Consider the following 21,738-nt stretch of genomic DNA (forward strand, 5'->3'; position numbering starts at 1 on the left):
GGGAATCCTGGCGTCGATAGGCAAATTTGACATGCCCGAGAGCGACACAGCGGGTACATTCCGAGTTGAGCATGCCTGTTCGCGACAGGCGGCGCTGCCAGGGGGCGCGACCTCCTGACCGACAAGAAAAAGAATGCGACAAGACCCACCGTGCTGGAGTACCGACGATGACCACCGCTCCTCAGGCCTCGCGTAACGCTGCCACCCCTCAGACCCTGGGCTTCCTGCTGTTGGACAACTTCACGCTGATCTCGCTGGCCTCGGCCATCGAGCCCTTGCGCATGGCCAACCAGCTGGCGGGACGGGAACTCTATCGCTGGTACACCCTGAGCCTGGACGGCGCACCGGTGAAGGCCAGTGACGGCCTCCAGGTCACCCCGGATGCCTCGACCACGGTGCCGCTGGCCCTGGACACGATCATCGTCTGCGGCGGCGTCGGACCGCACCGCAGCGTCCAGCGCGAGCACGTCGCCTGGCTGCAGTCCCAGGCGCGCCAGTCCCGGCGGCTGGGCTCGGTGTGCACCGGCAGCTGGGCCCTGGCGCGGGCCGGGCTGCTCGACGGCTACGAGGCCAGCGTCCATTGGGAGTGCCTGGCCGCCATGCAGGAGGCCTTCCCCAAGGTCGCCCTGACCACCCGGCTGTTCTCCATCGACCGGGACCGGGCCACCTCCTCCGGGGGAACCGCGCCGCTGGACATGATGCTGACCCTCATCGGTCGCGACCATGGCCGCGAGCTCGCCGCGGGGATCTCCGAGATGTTCATCTACGACCGGGTGCGCGGAGAGCAGGACCAGCAGCGGGTGCCCCTCAAGCACGTGCTGGGCACCACCCAGCCGAGGCTGCTGGAGATCGTCGCCCTGATGGAGGCCAACCTGGAGGAGCCCATCAGCCTCGACGAGCTGGCCGACTACGTGAACGTCTCGCGTCGCCAGCTGGAGCGGCTGTTCCAGAAGAACCTGCACTGCTCGCCGTCGCGCTACTACCTCAAGCTGCGCCTCACCCGGGCCCGTCAGCTGCTCAAGCAGACGCCCATGTCGATCATCGAGGTGGCCTCGGCCTGTGGCTTCGTCTCCACGCCGCACTTCTCCAAGTGCTACCGGGAATACTTCGGCATCCCGCCCCGGGACGAACGCCTGGGCTCCAGCGCCGTGGAGCTGGTGCCGGTCAAGCTGGGTCAGGATGCGGCCGCCCTGCTGCAGTCCGCCGCCTTCGAGTCGGTGCCCGACGAGCCGGTCTCGGCGGCGATGAACGCCCTGGACCAGGCCCGCGGCGAACCGACCTACGCCAGCGTCAGGCTGCGCACCTAGGCGGTTCCCCCGGGGCCGACGCCGCGCCGGGGCGGCGCCCGGCCCCGGGCCTTTTCACCGCATCCAGTGCCCGTCGCGGTCGCTTTCCTGGCCCGCCCGCACGCGAAGGCGCTTGCATCGGGGCGCTCCCCCCGACGATCATCGCGGGATGTGCGCAACGGAACGCCAGGCGGGGGCAATGCGGAGAGGACTACGTTGGCTGGCGCGAGCCCTGGGGCTCGCGCTGCTCGGGTGGGTGGGGCTGACCGTCCTGCTGGTGCTGATGTTCCGCGTCGTGCCGGTGGGCGGCTCCATGGTGATGCTCGAGCGCAAGGTCGAGGCGTGGCGAGACGGCCGTTCCCTGGAGATCCGCCACGACTGGCGCCCCTGGCGCGAGCTGCCCGATACCGCCAAGCTCGCGGTGATCGCCGCCGAGGACCAGCGCTTCCCGGCCCACCACGGCTTCGACCTGGTCGAGCTGCGCCGAGCCGTCGAGGCCAGCTTCAACGGCGATGGCCTGCGCGGGGCCAGCACCATCAGCCAGCAGACCGCCAAGAACCTTTTCCTCTGGACCGGCCGGAGCTGGCTGCGCAAGGCGCTGGAGGCCTGGTTCACCCTGCTGCTCGAGATGCTCTGGCCCAAGGAGCGCATCCTCGAGGTCTACCTCAACATCGTCGAGTGGGACGACGGCGTGTTCGGCCTGGAGGCCGCGGCCCGTCACTACTTCGGCGTCTCCGCCGCCGACCTCTCCCTCGTCCAGGCCAGTCGCCTGGCCGCCATCCTGCCCAATCCCCGGGCCTGGAGCGCCTCCCGACCCGGTGCCCATGTCCTTCGCCGCAGCGCCTGGATCCGTGGCCAGATGCGCAATCTCGGCGGCATGAGCTACCTGCAACGGCTCTGACCCCGGCGTTTCCCGCCGTGTCGCGATCGCGACGACCGTGACGCTTTTGGAATTTTCCCGGTCGCTTCCAGGCGCCGGGTCCCCAGGGGCGGGGGATATGCTGCCGGCGTGATCATGCACCACCACGGAGCCCCCTCATGACCCCTGCCGAGCTGCACCAGGACGCCATCGTCATCGATGGCCTGATCATCGCCAAGTGGAACCGCGAGCTGTTCGAGGACATGCGTCGTGGCGGCCTCACCGCCGCCAACTGCACCGTGTCCGTCTGGGAAGGCTTCCAGGCCACGGTCGACAACATCGTCAAGAACAATGCCCTGATGGCCGAGTCCAGCGACCTGGTGCGCCCGGTGCGGACCGCCGCGGACATCACCCGGGCCAAGGAAGAGGGCAAGACCGGCATCATCTACGGCTTCCAGAACGCCCATGCCTTCGAGGATCAGATCGGCTACGTCGAGATCTTCAAGCAGCTCGGCGTGGGCATCGTGCAGATGTGCTACAACACCCAGAACCTGGTCGGCACCGGCTGCTACGAGCGGGACGGCGGCCTGTCCGGCTTCGGTCACGAGATCGTCGCCGAGATGAACCGCGTGGGCATGATGTGTGACCTCTCCCACGTCGGCGAGAAGACCTCCCGGGAGGTCATCGAGGCCTCCCGGAAGCCGGTCTGCTACTCCCACTGCCTGCCCTCCGGGCTCAAGGACCATCCCCGCAACAAGTCCGACGAGGAACTGAAGTTCATCGCCGACCATGGCGGCTTCGTCGGCGTGACCATGTTCACCCCCTTCCTGCGTGCCGGCGTCGATGCCACCGTCGACGACTACGTCGAGGCCATCGAGTACGTGATGAACATCGTCGGCGAGGACGCCATCGGCATCGGCACCGACTTCACCCAGGGGCATGACCAGGCCTTCTACGAGTGGCTGACCCATGACAAGGGCTACGCCCGCCGCCTAACCCGCTTCGGCAAGATCATCAACCCCGAGGGCATCCGCACCATCGGCGAGTTCGGCAACCTGACCGAGGCCCTGCTGCGCCGCGGCTTCAGCGAGCCCCAGGTGCGCAAGATCATGGGCGAGAACTGGGTGCGCGTGCTGCGCGACGTCTGGGGAGAGTGAGCCCCGAGCCCCGAGCTACGAGCTACGAGCGGTTGGCAGTAACTCGATGCAACGGAGACTGCCCGAAGCCCGAAGCCCGAAGCCCGAAGCCCGAAGCCCGAAGCCCGAAGCCCGAAGCCCCATAACAATCAGCAAGATTCGAGGAATACGATCGTGACCAAGATGGCCCCCGAACTGCCCATCGAAGTGGACGCCGAGACCGGCGTCTGGACCACCGATGCGCTGCCCATGCTCTACGTGCCGCGCCACTTCTTCATCAACAACCACGTGGCCGTCGAGGAGGCGCTGGGCGCCGAGAAGTATGCCGAGATCCTCTACCACGCCGGCTACAAGAGCGCCTGGCACTGGTGCGAGAAGGAGGCCGAGCTGCATGGCCTCGAGGGCGAGGCGGTGTTCGAGCACTACATGAAGCGCCTGTCCCAGCGCGGCTGGGGCCGGTTCATCACCGAGGCCATCGATCTGGAGGCCGGCACCTGCCAGGTGCGCCTCGAGCACAGCGCCTTCGTCTACCAGCTGGGCAAGGTGGGTCGCCGCGTCGAGTACATGTTCACCGGCTGGTTCGCCGGGGCCATGGACCAGATCCTCGCCGCCCGGGGCAGCCAGCTGCGCACCGTCGCCGAACAGACCCAGAGCGCCGCCGAGGAAGGCTGCGACGTGGGCCGCTTCGTCACCCGTCCGCTCGACACCCACCGGGGCTGAGGAGTCACGACCATGGCATTCGACGCGATCTTCCAGCCGATCCAGATCGGCAACCTGACCATCCGCAACCGCGTGGTCAGCACCGCCCACGCCGAGGTCCATGCGACCGACGGCGGCATGACCACCGACCGCTACGTCAAGTACTACGAGGAGAAGGCCAAGGGCGGCTGCGGCCTTTGCATCTGCGGCGGCTCCTCGGTGGTCTCCATCGACAGCCCCCAGGCCTGGTGGAGCTCGGTGAACCTGTCCACCGACCGGATCATCCCGCACTTCCAGAACCTGGCGGATGCCGTGCACAAGCACGGCGGCAAGATCATGATCCAGATCACCCACATGGGCCGCCGCTCTCGCTGGGACGGCTTCGACTGGCCGACCCTGCTGTCGCCCTCCGGCATCCGCGAGCCGGTCCACCGCTCGACCTGCAAGACCATCGAGGAGGAGGAGATCTGGCGGATCATCGGCGACTTCGCCCAGGCCGCGCGTCGGGCGAAGGAAGGGGGCCTGGACGGGGTCGAGCTGTCCGCCGTCCACCAGCACCTGATCGATCAGTTCTGGAGCCCGCGGGTCAACAAGCGCACCGACCAGTGGGGTGGCAGCTTCGAGAATCGCATGCGCTTCGGCATGGAGGTGCTCAAGGCGGTTCGCGCCGAGGTCGGCGACGACTTCGTGGTCGGCATGCGCATCTGCGGCGACGAGTTCCATCCGGACGGTCTCTCCCACGAGGACATGAAGCAGATCGCCGCCTACTACGACGCCACCGGCAAGGTGGACTTCTTCGGCGTGGTGGGCTCGGGCTGCGACACCCACGACACCCTGGCCAACGTCATCCCCAACATGTCGTTCCCGCCGGAGCCTTTCCTGCACCTGGCGGCGGGCATCAAGGAGGTGGTCTCCGCGCCGGTGATCCACGCCCAGAACATCAAGGACCCCAACCAGGCCGAGCGCATCCTCGAGGGCGGCTACGTGGACCTGGTGGGCATGACCCGGGCGCACATCGCCGACCCGCACCTGATCGCCAAGATCAAGATGGGCCAGGTCGACCAGATCAAGCAGTGCGTGGGCGCCAACTACTGCATCGACCGCCAGTACCAGGGGCTGGATGTGCTGTGCATCCAGAACGCCGCCACCTCCCGGGAGTACCTGGGCCTGCCCCACATCATCGAGCCCACCGAAGGCGTCAAGCGCAAGGTGGTGGTGGTCGGCGGCGGCCCCGGCGGCATGGAGGCGGCGCGGGTGGCCGCCGAGCGCGGCCATGACGTGACCCTGTTCGAGGCCGCGGATCAGCTCGGCGGGCAGATCACCATCGCCGCCAAGGCCCCGCAGCGCGACCAGATCGCCGGCATCACCCGCTGGTATCAGCTCGAGCTGGCCCGGCTCGGCATCGACCTGCGCCTGGGCACCCGCGCCGACGAGGCCACCATCCTCGATCTGCGTCCGGACATCGTGGTGCTGGCCACCGGCGGCCGCCCCTTCCTGGAGCAGCATGCGGAGTGGGGGTACGCGGAGAATCCCGAGGAGAGCCTGGTGGTGAGCACCTGGGACATCCTCGAGGGCAAGGTGGAGCCGGGCAAGAACGTACTGATCTACGACGCCCTGTGCGAGTTCGCTGGCATGTCGGCGGCGGATTACCTGGCCGACAAGGGCGCCAAGGTCGAGATCGTCACCGACGACATCAAGCCCGGCGCCGCGGTGGGCGGCACCACCTTCCCGACCTACTACCGCAGCCTCTACGAGAAGGAGGTGATCATGACCTCCGACCTGATGCTGCACAAGGTCTACCGGGAGGGCGACTCCCTGGTGGCGGTGCTCGAGAACGAGTACACCGGCTCCCAGGAGGAGCGCGTGGTCGACCAGGTGGTGGTGGAGAATGGCGTGCGTCCCGACGAGGCCCTCTACTACGCCCTGAAGCCCCAGTCGCGCAACAAGGGGCAGGTGGACCTGGAGGCGCTCTACGCCATCCAGCCACAGCCCTGCCTGGCCGAGGAAGGCGAGGGGCCGCTGCTGTTCCGGCTCGGTGACTGCACCGCGCCGCGCAACACCCATGCGGCGATCTACGACGCCCTGCGCCTCTGCAAGGACTTCTGACGGGAGGAATCGGATGGAAGGGGGGCCGGCTTGCGCCACGCATTCGCAGTGCCGAGCCTCGGCTTGCGACCCGCGGTCACGGCGCGGAAGGGCCTTCCCTGGCCCCCGCGCCTCTGTCGAGTCCCATCGTCAGGACCGCGTCGCGGCACCTCGGCTCGGGCGAATGCTGAAGGCGCTGCCCCGGCTCCCCCTTCCTGATCCGCTCCAGATTACTTCCAGCTTACAGCTTACAGCTTACGGCTCTAGATAAGAGGTGAGCGAGATGCTCGATACCCTCCTGCCGATCCTGATCTTCGCCGCGCTCGCGGTGGCGGTGATCGGCGCCGGGCGGCGCGTCCGCCTTTGGCGCCAGGGGCGGCCCGCCCGGGTCGCCCTGCTCCAGGGGCTTGCCGCCATGCCGCGGCGCTACCTGGTGGACCTCCACCACGTGGTGGGGCGTGACAAGGTGATGTCCAACACCCACGTGGCCACCGCCGGCGGCTTCGTCGCGGCGGCGGTGCTGATGATCCTGGTCCATGGGCTGGGGCTGGCCGAGGGCGTGCTGGGCTGGCTGCTGCTGGCGGCCAGCGGCTGCATGTTCGTCGGCAGCCTGTTCGTCGCCCGCCGGCGGCGCAACCCGCCGGCCCGCCTGTCACGGGGCCCCTGGATGCGCCTGCCCAAGAGCCTGATGGCCTTCTCGCTGGGCGTCTTCGCCGTCACCCTGCCGAGCGTCGGCCTGCTGCCCGAAGGCTTTCTCGAAGGGAGCGGCGGCTGGCTGCTGGCGCTGGTGCTGGCCGCGGTGGTCACCTGGGGCCTGGGTGAGATGGTCTTCGGCATGACCTGGGGCGGGCCCATGAAGCACGCCTTCGCCGGCGCCCTGCACCTGGCCTTCCATCGCCGGCCCGAGCGCTTCGGCGGCGGTCGCTCCACCGGCCTCAAGGCCCTGGACCTGGACGATCCCGAGGCGCCGCTGGGGGTGGAGAAGCCGGCCGACTTCACCTGGAACCAGCTGCTGGGCTTCGACGCCTGCGTGCAGTGCGGGCGTTGCGAGGCCATGTGCCCGGCCTTCGCCGCCGGCCAGCCGCTCAATCCCAAGAAGCTGATCCAGGACATGGTCGTCGGCATGGCCGGTGGCAGCGACGCCGCCTACGCGGGCAGCCCCTATCCCGGCAAGCCGGTGGGCGAGCACCAGGGCAGCCCCCACGGGCCGATCGTCGCGCGTGACGGCAAGGCCCTGGTGGACGCCGAGACCCTGTGGTCCTGCACCACCTGTCGCGCCTGCGTCGAGGAGTGCCCGATGATGATCGAGCACGTGGACGCCATCGTCGACATGCGTCGTTTCCTGACCCTGGAGCACGGCAACACGCCCAACAAGGGCGCCGAGGTGCTCGACAACCTCATCGCCACCGACAACCCCGGCGGTTTCGACCCCGGCGCGCGGATGCACTGGGCCGCCGACCTGGAGCTGCCGCTGATGGCCGACCGCGGCGCGGCCGAGGTGCTGCTGTGGCTGGGCGACGGCGCCTACGACATGCGCAATCAGCGCACCCTGCGCGCCCTGGTGAAGGTGCTGCGCGCCGCCGGGGTGGACTTCGCCGTGCTCGGCAACGAGGAGCGCGACAGCGGCGACGTGGCCCGGCGCCTGGGCGACGAGGCGACCTTCCAGAGCCTGGCGAAACGCAACATCGCCACCCTGGCCAGGTACCGCTTCGCGCGCATCGTCACCTGTGACCCGCACAGCTTCCACGTGCTCGGCAACGAGTACGGCGAGCTGGGCGGTGACTACGAGGTCCGTCACCACAGCACCTACATCGCCGAGCTCTTCGAGGCCGGGCGGCTGCACTTCAAGCCCTGGAAGGGCGGCGGCGTGACCTATCACGATCCCTGCTACCTGGGCCGCTACAACGGCGAGTACGAGGCCCCGCGCAACGTGCTCAAGGCCCTGGGCATCGAGGTCGCGGAGATGGAACGCTCCGGTTTCCGCTCGCGCTGCTGTGGCGGCGGCGGCGGCGCGCCGATCACCGACATCCCGGGCGAGCGGCGGATTCCCGACATGCGCATGAACGACGTGCGCGAGACCGGCGCCGAGCTGGTGGCCGTGGGCTGCCCGCAGTGCACCGCCATGCTCGAGGGGGTCGTGGACGGCGGCGCCGAGGTCCGGGACATCGCCGAACTGGTCGCCGATGCCCTGGCGGAGGCGCCCCAGGCTACCGGCGGTGGTGCCACGCAGACACAACGGCCCCAGGCCGTGGAGGTGGTGTGATGAGCGAGATCCAGCGCCGCGATCCCCGTAAGGAGTGGATCGCCCGTAACCGGCTGCATCCGCAGCACCTGGAGGTGCTGGCCGAGCTCGGCCAGGGGGCGGCCAGCGAGTGGATGGGGCCGAGTGGTCTCGTCCGCAAGAACCCCCATGCCGTGGGCTTCACCGGCCCCCATGGCATCAAGCGCATCGACCGCAGCGGCGTCCAGCAGGGCGCCGGGGGCGGCGTGGGCAGTGCCACCACGGGCGCCGAGCGCAAGCCGCTGGTCGAGATCGACGAGCCGGCCTTCCTGGTCGCGGTGGTGCCGGACATGACCGGTGGCCGTCTTTCCGGGCACGATCGCGACCTGCTGGGCCTGGCCCGGCAACTGGCCGATGCCGATCCCCGGGCCCCCGGGGCGGTACTGGCCGTGGTCTTCGGCGCCCACAAGGAGGAGGGCTTCGCCGACGCCGGCATCGACCGCCTGGTGCAGCTCGAGGCGCCGGAGCTGGAGGGCTATGCCCCCGAGGCGCGCCTCGGCGCCCTGGTGGCGGTGGAAGAGGCCTGGGCCCCGCGTCACTGGCTGGTACCGGACTCCAAGCTCGGCGGCGCCGACCTCGGGCGGCGCCTGGCGGCCCGCCTCGGCGAGCGGCCGGCGACCGGCGTCTGGCAACTCGAGGCCGACGCCGAGGCCCGGGGGGAAGACGGGAGCGGCTGGCGCTGCACCGCCCGGGGGGCGGCGGGCACCCTGGACATCCAACGGCCCTTGCCCCGGGTCGCCCTGGCGCTCGCGGAGTGCGCCGAGCCGGTCTCCGAGACACGGCATGCGGCCGAGCGCCTGACTCTGCCCCAGGCGCTGCCGGCGCAGCTCTCGCGCATCGAGGACCTGGGCCAGGTGGCCGTGGACCCGGCGGGGGTGGCTCTCTCCGAGGCCGAGTTCATCCTCTCCGCCGGCAACGGCGTGCGCGACTGGGACGGCTTCCATCGGGCCGCCAGGGTCCTGGGGGCCACGGAAGGGGCGTCGCGAGTGGCCGTCGACGACGGCTTCATGCCTCGGGATCGCCAGGTGGGCGCCACCGGCACCTGGGTCACCGCCCGTGTCTACGTGGCGGTGGGCATCAGCGGCGCCATCCAGCATCTCCAGGGGATCCAGCCCTGCGAGAAGGTGGTCGCGATCAACATGGATCCCGGCTGCGACATGATCAAGCGCGCCGACCTGGCGGTGATCGGCGACTCGGCCCAGGTGCTCGAGGCGCTGGTCGCCCTGGTGGAACGGCAACGAGAGGAGAAGCGCCATGCGGCCTGAACCGAGCAAGACCGCGCCCCTGGAAATCACCGTGCTGGTCTCCGTCGGGCGCCATCCTCTGACCGGGCGGGGACGCCGCGCCGACCAGGACGCCCGGGGCGTCGAGCTGGCTCGGGCGCTGCCGGCGCCGGAGGTGCGCCTGCTCCATGCCGGCGCCCTGGACGGGGGCAGCGAGGCGGCCCTGCGCGGCTACCTGGGCATGGGCTTCGATGCGCTGACCCTGCTCGAGCAACCCGAGGGTGCCGACGTCCTGCCGGCCCTGGCCGATGCGCTCAGCGAGGCCTCGCCCCAGCTGGTGATCACCGGCGAGCGGGCCGAGCAGGGCGAGGGGTCGGGCCTGCTGCCCTACCTGCTCGCCGAATGGCTGGGTTGGCCGGTGGTCAACGGCCTGGCCGAGGTGGAAGACGTCCAGGATGGCGTCGCCACCCTGTTGCAGGCCCTGCCGCGCGGGCAGCGCCGGCGCCTCAAGGTGCGCCTGCCGGCGATCGTCACCGTCGACGGCGCGGCGCCGGCGCCGCGTCAGAGCGCCTACGGGCCGGCCCGGCGCGGCACCCTGGAGGCCGTCCCGGGCCCGGTCAGCCTCGACGGCGACTGGGAAAGCTGGCAGGTCCAGCCGGCCCGCAAGCGGCCCAAGCGGCTGAAGATCGTCAAGGCCGCCTCGGCCCGGGATCGCTTCAAGGCCGCGGCGGCCAAGGCCGAGGGCGGCGGCGGCCAGGTGCTCACCGACGTGACCCCGGAGCAGGGCGCCGAGGCGATCCTCAAGCTGCTGAAGGAAGAAGGCGTCCTACGCTAGGAATACCTGATTCATGACCGCGCTCGACGACCCACAGGGAAGTGGGAAGCGCGTTGGTTCGTAGGGAACGCACCTAGCCAGGCTCTCTTCGCTCGCAACATCAATCAGCGTCTTCCCAATCCGTTGGATCTGCCAATGAATCAGCCCCGGTCACTGACCGGGGCTTTTTGCATGGGGCTCGGGCCGGCACTCAGGGCGTGATCCGCTCGCTGGCGGCGGTGAAGCCCATCAACGAGATGTCCAGATCCCGTCGGTTGCCCCGGGGGCCGATCAGGCTCAGGGTCGCCGTGCTGCCGCCGCGCAGCGACTGCAGCAGCGACGGCTCCAGGGGCAGGTCGGCGCGACACCCCGGCTGCTGGCAGACCTGATAGGGGAAGCCGATTCCTTCGCCGCCGTCCACGCTGAGCTGCAGGCCCGGCGCCAGGCGAACGCCGAGCGGCAGCAGGAAGGTCATGATCGGCTGTTCGACCTGGGGCGGCTGGGCGATGATCACCCGCATCAGCGGCTGGTTCCCGTCCGGGGCGGAGATCAACTGGGTCATGCTGCACGGCCCGGACTGGCCCTCCGGCGGGCAACGTACTTCCCAGCGCTGGAACCGCTCGCTCCGGTAGTCGCGGCGGGCATCCTCGCTGGTGACGCTGGTCTGGGCCTGGGCGCCGGACACCAGGACCATGAGGGTCAGCAGGCCGGTCAGGCCTGACGCGAGTCGCTTGAACATGGAAGGCACCTCCGTTGGCGGCAAACACGGATGGACCCGGGGCCCGGGCCGGTGACATCACCATGCCTGGAACCTCGGCCGAGGTCGAGTCCGCCCCGGCTCCCGGCGGGACGCGGAAACGACGACGCCCCCCTGGCGGGAGGCGTCGAAGGATCGGCGATGACGTGACCTCAGGAGGCGGCGGCGAGTCCCAGGGCGCGCTGTTCCTCGCGCAGGCTCTTGACCAGCCCCACGCACATCACCAGCAGTACCAGGGTGAAGGGCAGGCCGGTGGCCACGGCGCCGGCCTGCAGGGCGCCGAGCGCCTTGTCCCCGCCCCCGTAGAGCAGGATGCCGGCGATCACCCCTTCCAGGGTGGCCCAGAACACCCGCTGGGTGCGCGGGGCGTCGGTCTTGCCGCCGGCGGTGATGTTGTCGATCACCAGGGAACCGGAGTCGGAGGAGGTGATGAAGAACACCAGCACCAGCACGATGGCCATGGTGGAGGTCAGGGTGGTCAGCGGCAGATGCTCGAGCATCTGGAACATCGCCAGCGACACCTCGCCGATGCCGTCGGCCAGGGCACCGACCCCGCCCGCGGACTGGGCCAGGGCGTTGCCGCCGAAGGCGCTCATCCACACGATGGTCACCAGGGTCGGCACCAGCAGGACCGCCATCAGGAACTCGCGCACGGTGCGTCCCCGGGAGACCCGGGCGATGAACATGCCGACGAAGGGCGACCAGGAGATCCACCAGGCCCAGTAGAACACCGTCCAGCCATGGAACCAGGTGCTGTCCTCGCGGCCGATCCAGTTGGAAAGGGGCACGATATGGCTCAGGTAGGCGACGCTGGTGTCCCACAGCCCGTTGACGAACAGCAGGGTGGAACCGGTGGTCACCACGAACACCAGCAGCAGCAGGGCGATCACCATGTTGATGTTGGAGAACAGCTTCACCCCGCCGTCGATGCCACGCCACACCGAGAACAGCGCCACGACGGTGACGCCGACGATGATGGCGATCTGAGTCCCCAGGGTGTTGGGCACGTCGAACAGGTAGTTGAGGCCGCCGGCGGCCTGGGAGGCGCCGAAGCCCAGCGAGGTGGCCAGGCCGAAGATGGTCGACAGCACCGCGACGATGTCGATCACGTGGCCGAGCCAACCCCGGACCCGCTCGCCCAGCAGCGGCGTGAAGGCCGAGCGCAGGGTCAGCGGCAGACCGCGGTTGTAGGCGAAGAAGGCCAGGGACAGGCCGACCACCGCATAGATCGCCCAGGGATGCAGGCCCCAGTGGAACATGGTGGCGCCCATGGCGGCGCTGGCGCCTTCGGGGGTGCCGGCGGGAGCATTCAGCGGCGTGCCGTACCAGTCGGTGTAGTAGGCCACCGGCTCGGCCACGCTCCAGAACATCAGGCCGATGCCCATGCCGGCGGCGAACAGCATGCTGAACCAGGAAAGAGTGGAGTGCTCCGGCCGGGCGTCGGTCCCGCCGAGGCGGATGCGCCCCAGGGGCAGTACGATCAGCGCCAGGCAGAGCACCACGAAGATGTTGCCGGCGATCATGAACAGCCAGTCGAAGTGCTCGATCGCGAAGCCTCGGGCGGCGGTCAGCTGGGTGCTCGCGGCATCGGGGTAGACCAGGGCATAAAGGATGAAGGCCAGGATGGCCAGGGCCGAGAAGGGGAAGACGGGATTGTGGAAATCCAGGCCCAGTAGCTGCTTGTTGTCCTGGCCTGGGGCCAGGATAGGGTCGTCGTCGTGGGTCATGAAAAGTCCTCTGTTGTTCTTGTCGCTTGGCTCATGTTTAAGACGTCTTGTCGTGGATTTTTTCTCGGATAAGCGATGGCTCCTGTTGAAGTGCGCAGCGAAAGACAGGCGCCATTGTTCGATGGCGTCACGGGAATGGTGGTGATGGAGGTTCCTTAGACCGAAGCAGGCTACTGCGACTATTCGGAGGTGAGAAGCAAATGTTTCTCACCGTCAGGCTTACCTTTCATAAGCCATCGTCGACGATCCTGCCGTGATGTCTCGGTAGGCTGACGTCGGGAACCTGCCGGATATCATCCGCAGGTAGCGCAGCGGGGAGTGTCGCAAGAACGACCCCCGGCTGCGTCTGGCCGCCACCCTGGTGGCGATGTCTCGTACAGGCATGCCGATGACTCGTTCGGAACATTCCGAGGCGTCGAAGCGGCTAAGGTCGTGGGGCGGCGTTCGCGCCGTCCCCTACAACAAGACGAAGGAAGCCAGCCATGAGTGCAGCCAACCGCGGAGTCGTCTACAAGGGCCCGGGTCAAGTCGCCGTCGAATCCATCGCCTACCCGGAACTCGCCCTGGGCAATCGCAAGTGCGACCACGGGGTGATCCTGAAGGTCGTGACCACCAACATCTGCGGCAGCGATCAGCACATGGTGCGTGGGCGTACCACCGCGCCTTCCGGCCTGGTGCTGGGTCACGAGATTACCGGCCTGGTGGTCGAATGCGGACGCGACGTGGAATTCATCCAACCCGGCGACCTGGTCTCGGTGCCGTTCAACATCGCCTGCGGGCGCTGCCGGAACTGCAAGGAAGGCAAGACGGGCATCTGCCTTAACGTCAACCCGGCGCGTCCCGGCGCCGCCTACGGCTATGTCGACATGGGCGGCTGGGTCGGCGGCCAGACCGAATACGTCATGGTGCCCTATGCGGACTTCAACCTGCTGAAGTTCCCGGACGCCGATCAGGCCATGGAGAAGATCCGCGACCTGACCCTGTTGTCCGACATCTTCCCCACCGGCTTCCACGGCTGCGTCACCGCCGGCGTGGGGCCGGGGAGCACCGTCTACATCGCCGGGGCCGGTCCCGTGGGCCTGACCCTGCTGGTCTCCGCCCAGCTGCTGGGGGCGGCCTGCGTGATCGTCGGCGACATGATCGAGGAGCGCCTGGCCCAGGCCCGCAGCTTCGGTTGCGAGACCCTCGACCTGACCCAGGAAGGCGACATGGCCGACCGGATCGAGGCGATCCTCGGCGAGCGCGAGGTCGACGCCTTCGTCGACTGCGTCGGCTTCGAGGCCCATGCCTGCGGCTGCAACCACGGCAAGGAGGCGCCGGCGACGGTGCTGAACTCGGCCATGTCGCTGACCCGCGCCGGTGGTCAGATCGGCATCCCGGGCCTGTACGTAACCGAGGACCCGGGCGCCGTCGACGACGCCGCCAAGCAGGGCGCACTGAGCATGCGCTTCGGCCTCGGCTGGGCCAAGTCCCACAGCTTCCATACCGGCCAGTGCCCGGTGATGCAGTACCACCGCCCGCTGATGCAGGCGATCCTCTTCGACAAGGTCAAGATCGCCGATGCGGTCAACGTCCAGATGATCACCCTGGACGAGGCGCCCAAGGGCTACGCCGACTTCGATGGCGGGGCGGCGAAGAAATTCGTCATCGACCCCCATGGCAGCGTCGCCGCTTGACGAAGGTCCGTGCGACTGCATCGCCGCTCGAAAGGCGGGGCGGCGAGCCGATTCGGGGAATCGACCCCCATGGCAGCGTCGCCGCTTGACGAAGGTCCGTGCGACTGCATCGCCGCCCGAAAGGCGGGGCGGCGAGCCGATTCGGGGAATCGACCCCCATGGCAGCGTCGCCGCTTGACGAAGGTCCGTGCGACTGCATCGCCGCCCGAAAGGCGGGGCGGCGAGCCGATTCGGGGAATCGACCCCCATGGCAGCGTCGCCGCTTGACGAAGGTTCGTGCGACTGCATCGCCGCCCGAAAGACGGGGCGGCGAGCCGATTCGGGGAATCGACCCCCATGGCAGCGTCGCCGCTTGACGAAGGTTCGTGCGACTGCATCGCCGCCCGAAAGGCGGGGCGGCGAGCCGATTCGGGGAATCGATCCCCATGGCAGCGTCGCCGCTTGACGAAGGTCCGTGCGACTGCATCGCCGCCCGAAAGGCGGGGCGGCGAGCCGATTCGGGGAATCGACCCCCGCGGCAGTGTGGTCGCCTGGCCACGACCGCCAGCCGATGACGGCGCCCCGAGGGGCGCCGTCACGCGTCGAGGGCGACCTTGCCGAAAACGACATCGGCATGTCCCTGGCCCCGCCTCGGCCCCCTCTCGGCGTTGCCAGCCGGCGAGGGGGGTGCCAACCTTTCGGGTGAAGCCGACCATGCGAGTCCGCCATGAGCGTCCAGACCGTGACCCCCAAGCGCCGCTTCCGCGGCAAGCCCCGTGGCCGTGATCTCGACCCCGCCGCCCTGGAGGCGCTGCGCGAGCTGCTGGGCGACGAGCGCGACGCCCCGGCGCTTCGTCGCCGGGACCGGTTGATCGAGCATCTCCATGTCATCCAGGACGAGAAGGGGCATCTAGCGCTCGGCGACTTACGTGCCCTGGCCGCCTATATGAACCTGCCCATGGCGGCGGTATACGAGACCGCCACCTTCTACGCCCACTTCGACGTGGTCCATGACGACCAGGCGCCCCCCCCGCGGGTCACGGTGCGGGTCTGCGATTCGCTGTCCTGCCAGCTGGCCGGTGCGGCCGCCCTCAAGGCCGAGCTCGAGGCCGGTGCCGATCCGGCGTCGGTGCGGGTGCTCCGGGCTCCCTGCATGGGCCGCTGCGACATGGCCCCGGTAGTGGAGGTGGGGCATCGTCACGTCAGCCATGCCACCCCGGAAGCGGTGGAGGCGGTGGTCGACACCGGGCACTTCCACCCGGAGGCGATCCTCTGGCAGAAGCTCGACGCCTATCGCGGCGCCGGCGGCTACCGGCTGCTCGCCGACTGCCGGGCCGGCAAGCTGAGCGTCGAGGCGCTGACGAAGACCCTGGAGGCCGCCAACCTGCGCGGGCTGGGCGGCGCCGGCTTTCCCACCTTCAAGAAGTGGGGCTTCGTGCGCGCCGAACCCGGTCCGCGCTACTGCGCCATCAACGCGGACGAGGGCGAGCCCGGCACCTTCAAGGATCGCCATTACCTGGAACGGGAGCCCCATCGCTTCCTGGAGGGCGCCCTGGTCAGCGCCTGGGCCGTGGAGGCCGAGGCCCTCTACGTCTACCTGCGCGACGAGTATCCCGGCCTGCATCGGGTGCTCCACGAGGCCATCGCCGAGCTGGAGGCCGCCGGCCTGGTCGACCCCGGTTACATCGTGCTGCGCCGCGGCGCCGGTGCCTACATCTGCGGCGAGGAGTCGGCGATGATCGAGTCGCTGGAGGGCAAGCCCGGCAAGCCGCGGCACCGCCCGCCCTTCGTCGCCCAGCGAGGCCTCTTCGACCGCCCGACCCTGGTCAACAACGTCGAGACCGTCTACTGGATCCCGCGGATCTGGGAAGAGGGCGCCGCCTGGTTCGCCGACCAGGGGCGCCATGGCCGCAAGGGACTGCGCAGCTTCTCGGTATCCGGGCGCGTCAACCGGCCCGGGGTCCACCTGGCGCCCGCGGGCATCACGCTGAACGAGCTGGTCGAGGAATACTGCGGCGGCCTGCCGGACGGCCACCGGCTGGCCGCCTACCTGCCCGGGGGAGCCTCCGGCGGCATCCTGCCGGCGAGCAAGGCGGACATCCCCCTCGACTTCGATACCTTGCAGGCCGAGGGCTGCTTCATCGGCTCGGCGGCCATCATCGTGCTGTCCGACCAGGACGACCTGCGCGACGTGGCCACCAACCTGCTGGCCTTCTTCGCCGACGAGTCCTGCGGCCAGTGCACCCCCTGCCGGGTGGGCACCGAGAAGATGCTGACCCTGCTCGAGCGGGACACCTGGCAGGCGGCGGACCTCGAACGGTTGTCCCAGGTGATGATGGACGCCTCCATCTGCGGCCTCGGTCAGGCAGCGCCCAACCCGGTGCTCGGGCTGCTGCGGAACTTCCGCGACGCGCTCGCCGCCCAGAACGTGATCGTGAAAGGGTAGGGAGACGAGACCATGACCACCCACGAGAACGTTAACGAAAGCTTTACCCTGACCCTGGACGGCGTGGAGGTGCAGGCCGGCCCCGGCGAGACCCTCTGGCAGGTTGCCAAGCGGGCCGGCGAGACCATCCCCCACCTGTGTTTCAAGGACGCCCATGGCTATCGGGCCGACGGCAACTGCCGGGCCTGCATGGTGGAGATCGAAGGCGAGCGTGCCCTGGCCGCCAGCTGCCTGCTCGACGACGCCCCCGGCATGGTGGTCCACAGCGCCTCCTCCGAGCGGGCCCGCACCGCCCGGGAAGGGGTGCTCGAGCTGCTGGTCGTCGACCAGCCGCCGCGGGAGGAGAGCCCGGACCGTTCCAGCCACTTCTGGGCCATGGCCGATGGCCTGGGCATCGACGCCGCCGTGGTGGGCCAGTGGCTGCCGTCGGGTGATGCGCGTACGGCGCCGACGGTGCATCACGTGGCCGAGCGGGCCGCCTCGCCGGTGCACGATCGCTCGCATACCGCGATGGCCGTGAACCTGGACGCCTGCATCGAATGCAACCTCTGCGTGCGGGCCTGTCGCGAGGTCCAGGTCAACGACGTCATCGGCCTGGCCAATCGCGGCGCCGCCGCCAAGGTGGTCTTCGACTTCGACGATCCCATGGGAGAGAGCACCTGCGTGGCCTGCGGCGAGTGCGTCCAGGCCTGTCCCACCGGTGCCCTGATGCCGGCCACCCTGGTCGACGAGGCGGGGCGCGGCGATTCGGCGATCGCCGACCGCACCGTGGACTCCGTCTGTCCCTACTGCGGGGTGGGCTGCCAGCTCACCTATCACCTCAAGGACGACGAGATCCTGCACGTCTCCGGCCGGGACGGCCCCTCCAACCACAACCGGCTGTGCGTGAAGGGCCGCTTCGGCTTCGACTATCCGCGACACCCCGCGCGCCTCACCACCCCGCTGATCCGCAAGCCCGGCGTGCCCAAGGGGCTGGATCCCGATTTCGATCCGGCCGACCCGACCACCCACTTCCGCGAGGCGAGCTGGGAGGAGGCCCTGGATCTGGCCGCCCAGGGGCTCGTCGACCTGAAGACGGCCCACGGCCCCCAGGCGCTCGCCGGCTTCGGCAGTGCCAAGTGCTCCAACGAGGAGGCCTGGCTGTTCCAGAAGCTGGTGCGCACCGGCTTCGGTTCGAACCATGTCGACCACTGTACCCGGCTGTGCCATGCCAGCTCGGTGGCGGCGCTGATGGAGTGCATCGGCTCCGGCGCGGTGACCGCTTCCTTCCTGCAGGCCGCCCAGGCCGACCTGGTGATCCTCACCGGCTGCAACCCGGCGGTGAACCATCCGGTGGCGGCGACCTTCTTCAAGCAGGCCGCCAAGCGGGGCACCAGGCTCGTCATCATCGATCCGCGGGGCCAGGCCCTGGGCGCCCATGCCCACAAGACCCTGCGCTTCACCCCGGGCGCGGACGTGGCGCTGTTCAACGCCATGCTCAACGTCATCGTCACCGAGGATCTGGTCGACCACGACTACATCGCCGCCCACACCGAGGGCTTCGCCGCCCTGGCCGAGCACGTCCGGGACCTCACCCCCGAGGCGATGGCGGCGAGCTGCGGGGTCCCCGCGGAGGACATCCGCGAGGTGGCCAGGCTCTATGCCACGGCCGAGCGGGCCATGATCTTCTGGGGCATGGGCATCTCCCAGCACGTCCACGGCACCGACAACGCCCGCTGCCTGATCTCGCTGGCGCTGGCCTGCGGCCACACCGGCCGGCCCGGTACCGGCCTGCACCCGCTGCGCGGCCAGAACAACGTCCAGGGCGCCTCGGACGCCGGTCTGATCCCCATGGTGCTGCCGGATTACCAGCCCGTGGGCGACGCCCAGCTGCGCGCGGCCTTCGAGGAGCTGTGGAGCACGCCCCTGGACGACACGCCGGGACTGACCGTGGTGGAGATCATGGACGCCATTCGCGACGGCGTGGTGCGCGGCATGTACATCCTGGGCGAGAACCCGGCGATGTCCGACCCGGACCTCGACCATGCCCGGGCTTCCCTGGCCGCCCTCGAGCACCTGGTGGTGCAGGACCTGTTCGTCACCGAGACCGCCCAGTTCGCCGACGTCATCCTGCCGGCCTCCGCCTGGCCGGAGAAGGACGGCACCGTGACCAACACCAACCGCCAGGTGCAGCTGGGCCGGCAGGCGACCCCCTTGCCGGGCGAGGCCAGGGTCGACTGGTGGATCATCCAGGAGATCGCCCGGCGCTTCGGCCTGGCCTGGGACTATGGCCATCCCCGGGAGGTCTTCGCCGAGATGAAGCGCGGCATGCCGTCGCTGGATCACATCTCCTGGGAGCGGCTGGAGCGCGAGGGTTCCGTGACCTACCCCTGCCCGGCGGACGACGCCCCGGGCGCCGACGTGGTGTTCGGCGATGCCTTCCCCACCGCCTCGGGCAGGGCGAGGTTCTCGCCGACCCTGCCGCTGCCGCCGGACGAGCCGATCGACGGCGACTACCCCACGGTGCTGACCACCGGGCGCCAGCTGGAGCATTGGCACACCGGGTCCATGACCCGTCGGGCCCGGGTGCTCGACGACCTGGAGCCCGAGGCCGTGGCCAGCCTGGCCCCGGGGGAACTGCGACGGCTCCGGCTCGCCCCGGGGGAGCCGCTGACCATCACCACCCGGCGAGGCCATATCACCCTGAAGACGCGGGTCGACCCCGGCATGGCGGAAGGCATGGTCTTCGTGCCCTTCTGCTACGCCGAGGCGGCCGCCAACATCCTGACCAACCCGGCACTCGATCCCTACGGCAAGATCCCCGAGTTCAAGTACGCCGCCTGTCGGCTGTCGCCGGCGGGGGCCGCGACCGAGGCGCCGACCTGAGTGCGGAAGAGAGGAGAGCACGACCATGATGATCGTCGACCTGATCGACGGGGATGACTTCCGCGACCGCCTGGTGGCGCTCGGCATCCGTATCCCCGAGGGAGCCTGTCCCGAGACCTGCGCCCGCATGGCGCTGCGCAAGCATGCGGAGGTGGGCGTGCCCGGCCTCCAGGAGCTGGTGCACGAGCTGATGGAGCAGACCGACGTGATGCTGCCCTCGGTGCGCGCCGCCATCGAGCGCTTCCTGCTGCCCGGCCTGCGCTGAGGCCCTCCACCCCTGCAACGACGGACGCCCCGCCCGAGTCGATCGGGCGGGGCGTCCTTGGTTTTGCCGGGCCGGATGCCCTCGTGAACAAGGCCCCGCCGGGGGCGGAGCCTTCGGGGGCAGGGTTCAGCCCTGGGCCAGCTGGAGGTGAGAGGCGCTGCGGCCCAGGTTCTCCAGCATGCGCTCGCTGTACCAGTCGATGAAGTCGATCACCCCGAACTCGAAGGTCTCGGAGTAGGGGCCCGGCTCGTAGCCCTTGGAGTTGATGCCCCGCTGGTTCTCCTCGGCCAGGCGACGGTCCTGGTCGTTGGTGGCGTCCCAGACGCGGCGCAGTTGGGCCGGGTCGTAGTCGACGCCTTCCACGGCGTCCTTGTGCACCAGCCACTTGGTGGTGACCCGGGTCTGCTGGGGGCCGATCGGCATGACCCGGAAGACCACGGCGTGATCGCCCATGTAGTGGTTCCAGGAATTGGGCAGGTGAAGGATGCGCAGGGCGCCGAGGTCGGCACTCTGCAGCCGCCCCATCAGCTTCTTGCAACCGGGCTGGCCGTCCATGGTCATGGACACGGTGCCCTCGAGCAGCGGGGTGCGGGTCAGGCGGTTACGCTTGCCGATACGCTTGAGCTGCCAGGGCACGCCCATGGCGTCCCATTCGCCCTGCTTGCGCTCGACCAGGGCCTTGTAGGCCGGGGTCGCCCGCGGGTCGTCGCTGTCGTCGAACTCCTGGAGGGAGTTCAGCAGTTCCGGGTGCGAGCCGCTGCAGTGGTAGCACTCCCGGTTGTTCTCGATGACCAGCTTCCAGTTGGCCTGCTCGACGATGCTCGACTCCACCGCGACCTTGACGTTGTCCATGTCATAGGGGGCCAGGTAGTGCTCCAGGGCCTCCAGCAGCTCGTCGATGGCGGGTGGCTCGTCGGCCAGGCTGACGAAGATGTAGCCGCCGGCGGTGCGCACGTTCACGGGCTTGAGGCCGTAGGCGGAGAGGTCGAAGTCCTTGCCCATGTCGGTGCCGGCGAACAGCAGCCGGCCGTCGAGCTCGTAGGTCCACTGGTGATAGGGACAGACCAGCTTGGCCACCTTGCCCTTGTCGCTGACGCACAGGCGCGATCCCCGATGGCGGCAGACGTTGTGGAAGGCGTGGACCTCGCCGTCGTTGCCGCGGACGATGACCACCGGGTTGTCGCCGATCTCCAGGGTGATGAAGCTGCCCTTGGTGGGGATCTCGCAGGTCATGCCGGCGAACAGCCATTCCTTCTCGAAGATCTCCTGCATGTCGAGCTGGAACAGCCGCTCGTCGTTGTAGAACGGCTGGGGGAGGGAGAAGCCGCGGCGACGGTTGGCCAACAGCTCGGCGGTGGCCTCGCGTGCCGGGGCCAGGGGATCATCCAGGCGGTCGAGAGACATGGGATCCATCTAGACACTTCCTCAATTGCTGGGCCGCTCGGGCGGCCTCGGGGTTGTTGGGGTTCGCCAAGGTCGTGTACGCCGCTCACTGGTGGGCCCCGTGGCGGGTTGCAGCGCAGTGTGGAGCAGTGGTCCGGGGGCTAGTTGTCTGCCGGCGACGCACGACGGTGCACCTGCGACCTGGCGGGCGACAAAAACATGTCAGGGTGGATGTGATGGGTATGCATATGTCGCTC

At 69.2% G+C, this 21,738-nt stretch carries 15 protein-coding genes; 12 read left to right on the forward strand and 3 right to left on the reverse strand.

The window, feature by feature from the left end; genetic code table 11:
• Positions 1-167: 167 nt before the first annotated feature.
• The 8 genes from gbdR to etfB all read left to right on the forward strand — a co-directional run bounded on the left by gbdR (position 168) and on the right by etfB (position 10,404).
• Positions 168-1,307, forward strand: a complete 1,140-nt coding sequence (gbdR, locus tag BEI_RS03930) for a choline metabolism transcriptional regulator GbdR (RefSeq protein ID WP_097788284.1) — start codon at positions 168-170, stop codon at positions 1,305-1,307.
• Between the two features lie 178 nt (positions 1,308-1,485).
• Positions 1,486-2,187 (forward strand): monofunctional biosynthetic peptidoglycan transglycosylase, encoded by a 702-nt coding sequence (gene mtgA, locus BEI_RS03935; RefSeq protein ID WP_097788285.1) that lies wholly within the window; start codon positions 1,486-1,488, stop codon positions 2,185-2,187.
• Positions 2,188-2,324: 137 nt separating this feature from the next.
• The gene (locus tag BEI_RS03940) at positions 2,325-3,302 is read left to right on the forward strand and encodes a dipeptidase (RefSeq protein WP_097788286.1); all 978 of its coding nucleotides are present in this window, start codon (positions 2,325-2,327) and stop codon (positions 3,300-3,302) included.
• A 153-nt stretch (positions 3,303-3,455) separates the two neighbouring features.
• Positions 3,456-4,001 carry a DUF5943 domain-containing protein gene (locus tag BEI_RS03945; protein WP_097788287.1) on the forward strand — a complete coding sequence of 182 codons (546 nt, stop codon included), beginning with the start codon at positions 3,456-3,458 and terminating at the stop codon, positions 3,999-4,001.
• Between the two features lie 12 nt (positions 4,002-4,013).
• Positions 4,014-6,086, forward strand: coding sequence for a dimethylglycine demethylation protein DgcA (dgcA, locus tag BEI_RS03950; RefSeq protein ID WP_097788288.1), 2,073 nt, complete (start codon positions 4,014-4,016; stop codon positions 6,084-6,086).
• Between the two features lie 262 nt (positions 6,087-6,348).
• Positions 6,349-8,328 carry a (Fe-S)-binding protein gene (locus tag BEI_RS03955; RefSeq protein ID WP_097788289.1) on the forward strand — a complete coding sequence of 660 codons (1,980 nt, stop codon included), beginning with the start codon at positions 6,349-6,351 and terminating at the stop codon, positions 8,326-8,328.
• Positions 8,328-9,611: an electron transfer flavoprotein subunit alpha gene (gene etfA, locus BEI_RS03960; RefSeq protein WP_097788290.1), complete on the forward strand. Its 1,284-nt coding sequence runs from the start codon at positions 8,328-8,330 to the stop codon at positions 9,609-9,611. Before BEI_RS03955 ends, etfA begins: the two co-directional genes overlap by 1 nt.
• A complete protein-coding gene (etfB, locus tag BEI_RS03965; RefSeq protein ID WP_097788291.1) occupies positions 9,601-10,404 on the forward strand; it encodes an electron transfer flavoprotein subunit beta in 804 nt (267 codons plus the stop codon). Before etfA ends, etfB begins: the two co-directional genes overlap by 11 nt.
• A gap of 190 nt (positions 10,405-10,594) precedes the next feature.
• On the opposite strand, the gene BEI_RS03970 is transcribed toward etfB, so the two are convergent.
• Together BEI_RS03970 and BEI_RS03975 are read right to left on the reverse strand one after the other, a co-directional pair.
• Complete coding sequence (locus BEI_RS03970) at positions 10,595-11,122, reverse strand: invasion associated locus B family protein (protein ID WP_097788292.1); 528 nt, start codon at positions 11,120-11,122, stop codon at positions 10,595-10,597.
• 170 nt (positions 11,123-11,292) lie between these two features.
• Positions 11,293-12,867, reverse strand: a complete 1,575-nt coding sequence (locus BEI_RS03975) for a BCCT family transporter (protein ID WP_097788293.1) — start codon at positions 12,865-12,867, stop codon at positions 11,293-11,295.
• 482 nt (positions 12,868-13,349) lie between these two features.
• On the opposite strand from BEI_RS03975, the gene fdhA reads away from it, so the two are divergent.
• The 4 genes from fdhA (at position 13,350) to BEI_RS03995 (ending at position 20,098) form a co-directional block, all read left to right on the forward strand.
• Positions 13,350-14,543 (forward strand): formaldehyde dehydrogenase, glutathione-independent, encoded by a 1,194-nt coding sequence (fdhA, locus tag BEI_RS03980; protein WP_097788294.1) that lies wholly within the window; start codon positions 13,350-13,352, stop codon positions 14,541-14,543.
• A 706-nt stretch (positions 14,544-15,249) separates the two neighbouring features.
• The gene (locus BEI_RS03985; RefSeq protein ID WP_097788295.1) at positions 15,250-16,968 is read left to right on the forward strand and encodes an NADH-ubiquinone oxidoreductase-F iron-sulfur binding region domain-containing protein; all 1,719 of its coding nucleotides are present in this window, start codon (positions 15,250-15,252) and stop codon (positions 16,966-16,968) included.
• Positions 16,969-16,980: 12 nt separating this feature from the next.
• Entirely contained in the window at positions 16,981-19,833 is a 2,853-nt protein-coding gene (gene fdhF / locus BEI_RS03990; protein WP_097788296.1) for a formate dehydrogenase subunit alpha, read from the forward strand.
• 25 nt (positions 19,834-19,858) lie between these two features.
• Positions 19,859-20,098 carry a hypothetical protein gene (locus BEI_RS03995; protein WP_097788297.1) on the forward strand — a complete coding sequence of 80 codons (240 nt, stop codon included), beginning with the start codon at positions 19,859-19,861 and terminating at the stop codon, positions 20,096-20,098.
• 126 nt (positions 20,099-20,224) lie between these two features.
• Here BEI_RS03995 and BEI_RS04000 read toward each other — a convergent pair whose 3' ends face one another.
• A complete protein-coding gene (locus BEI_RS04000; RefSeq protein WP_097788298.1) occupies positions 20,225-21,511 on the reverse strand; it encodes an aromatic ring-hydroxylating oxygenase subunit alpha in 1,287 nt (428 codons plus the stop codon).
• Positions 21,512-21,738: the final 227 nt, after the last annotated feature.

It is taken from the genome of Halomonas beimenensis, from assembly GCF_002549795.1.
Taxonomy (GTDB): domain Bacteria; phylum Pseudomonadota; class Gammaproteobacteria; order Pseudomonadales; family Halomonadaceae; genus Halomonas; species Halomonas beimenensis.

What these genes read in the sequence shown, in the direction of transcription:
- gbdR (WP_097788284.1), top strand. Translation starts at nt 168, where the DNA reads ATGACCACCGCTCCTCAGGCCTCGCGTAACGCTGCCACCCCTCAGACC.
- mtgA (WP_097788285.1), top strand. Translation starts at nt 1,486, where the DNA reads ATGCGGAGAGGACTACGTTGGCTGGCGCGAGCCCTGGGGCTCGCGCTG.
- BEI_RS03940 (WP_097788286.1), top strand. Translation starts at nt 2,325, where the DNA reads ATGACCCCTGCCGAGCTGCACCAGGACGCCATCGTCATCGATGGCCTG.
- dgcA (WP_097788288.1), top strand. Translation starts at nt 4,014, where the DNA reads ATGGCATTCGACGCGATCTTCCAGCCGATCCAGATCGGCAACCTGACC.
- BEI_RS03955 (WP_097788289.1), top strand. Translation starts at nt 6,349, where the DNA reads ATGCTCGATACCCTCCTGCCGATCCTGATCTTCGCCGCGCTCGCGGTG.
- etfA (WP_097788290.1), top strand. Translation starts at nt 8,328, where the DNA reads ATGAGCGAGATCCAGCGCCGCGATCCCCGTAAGGAGTGGATCGCCCGT.
- etfB (WP_097788291.1), top strand. Translation starts at nt 9,601, where the DNA reads ATGCGGCCTGAACCGAGCAAGACCGCGCCCCTGGAAATCACCGTGCTG.
- BEI_RS03970 (WP_097788292.1), bottom strand. Translation starts at nt 11,122, where the DNA reads ATGTTCAAGCGACTCGCGTCAGGCCTGACCGGCCTGCTGACCCTCATG.
- BEI_RS03975 (WP_097788293.1), bottom strand. Translation starts at nt 12,867, where the DNA reads ATGACCCACGACGACGACCCTATCCTGGCCCCAGGCCAGGACAACAAG.
- fdhA (WP_097788294.1), top strand. Translation starts at nt 13,350, where the DNA reads ATGAGTGCAGCCAACCGCGGAGTCGTCTACAAGGGCCCGGGTCAAGTC.
- BEI_RS03985 (WP_097788295.1), top strand. Translation starts at nt 15,250, where the DNA reads ATGAGCGTCCAGACCGTGACCCCCAAGCGCCGCTTCCGCGGCAAGCCC.
- fdhF (WP_097788296.1), top strand. Translation starts at nt 16,981, where the DNA reads ATGACCACCCACGAGAACGTTAACGAAAGCTTTACCCTGACCCTGGAC.
- BEI_RS03995 (WP_097788297.1), top strand. Translation starts at nt 19,859, where the DNA reads ATGATGATCGTCGACCTGATCGACGGGGATGACTTCCGCGACCGCCTG.
- BEI_RS04000 (WP_097788298.1), bottom strand. Translation starts at nt 21,511, where the DNA reads ATGGATCCCATGTCTCTCGACCGCCTGGATGATCCCCTGGCCCCGGCA.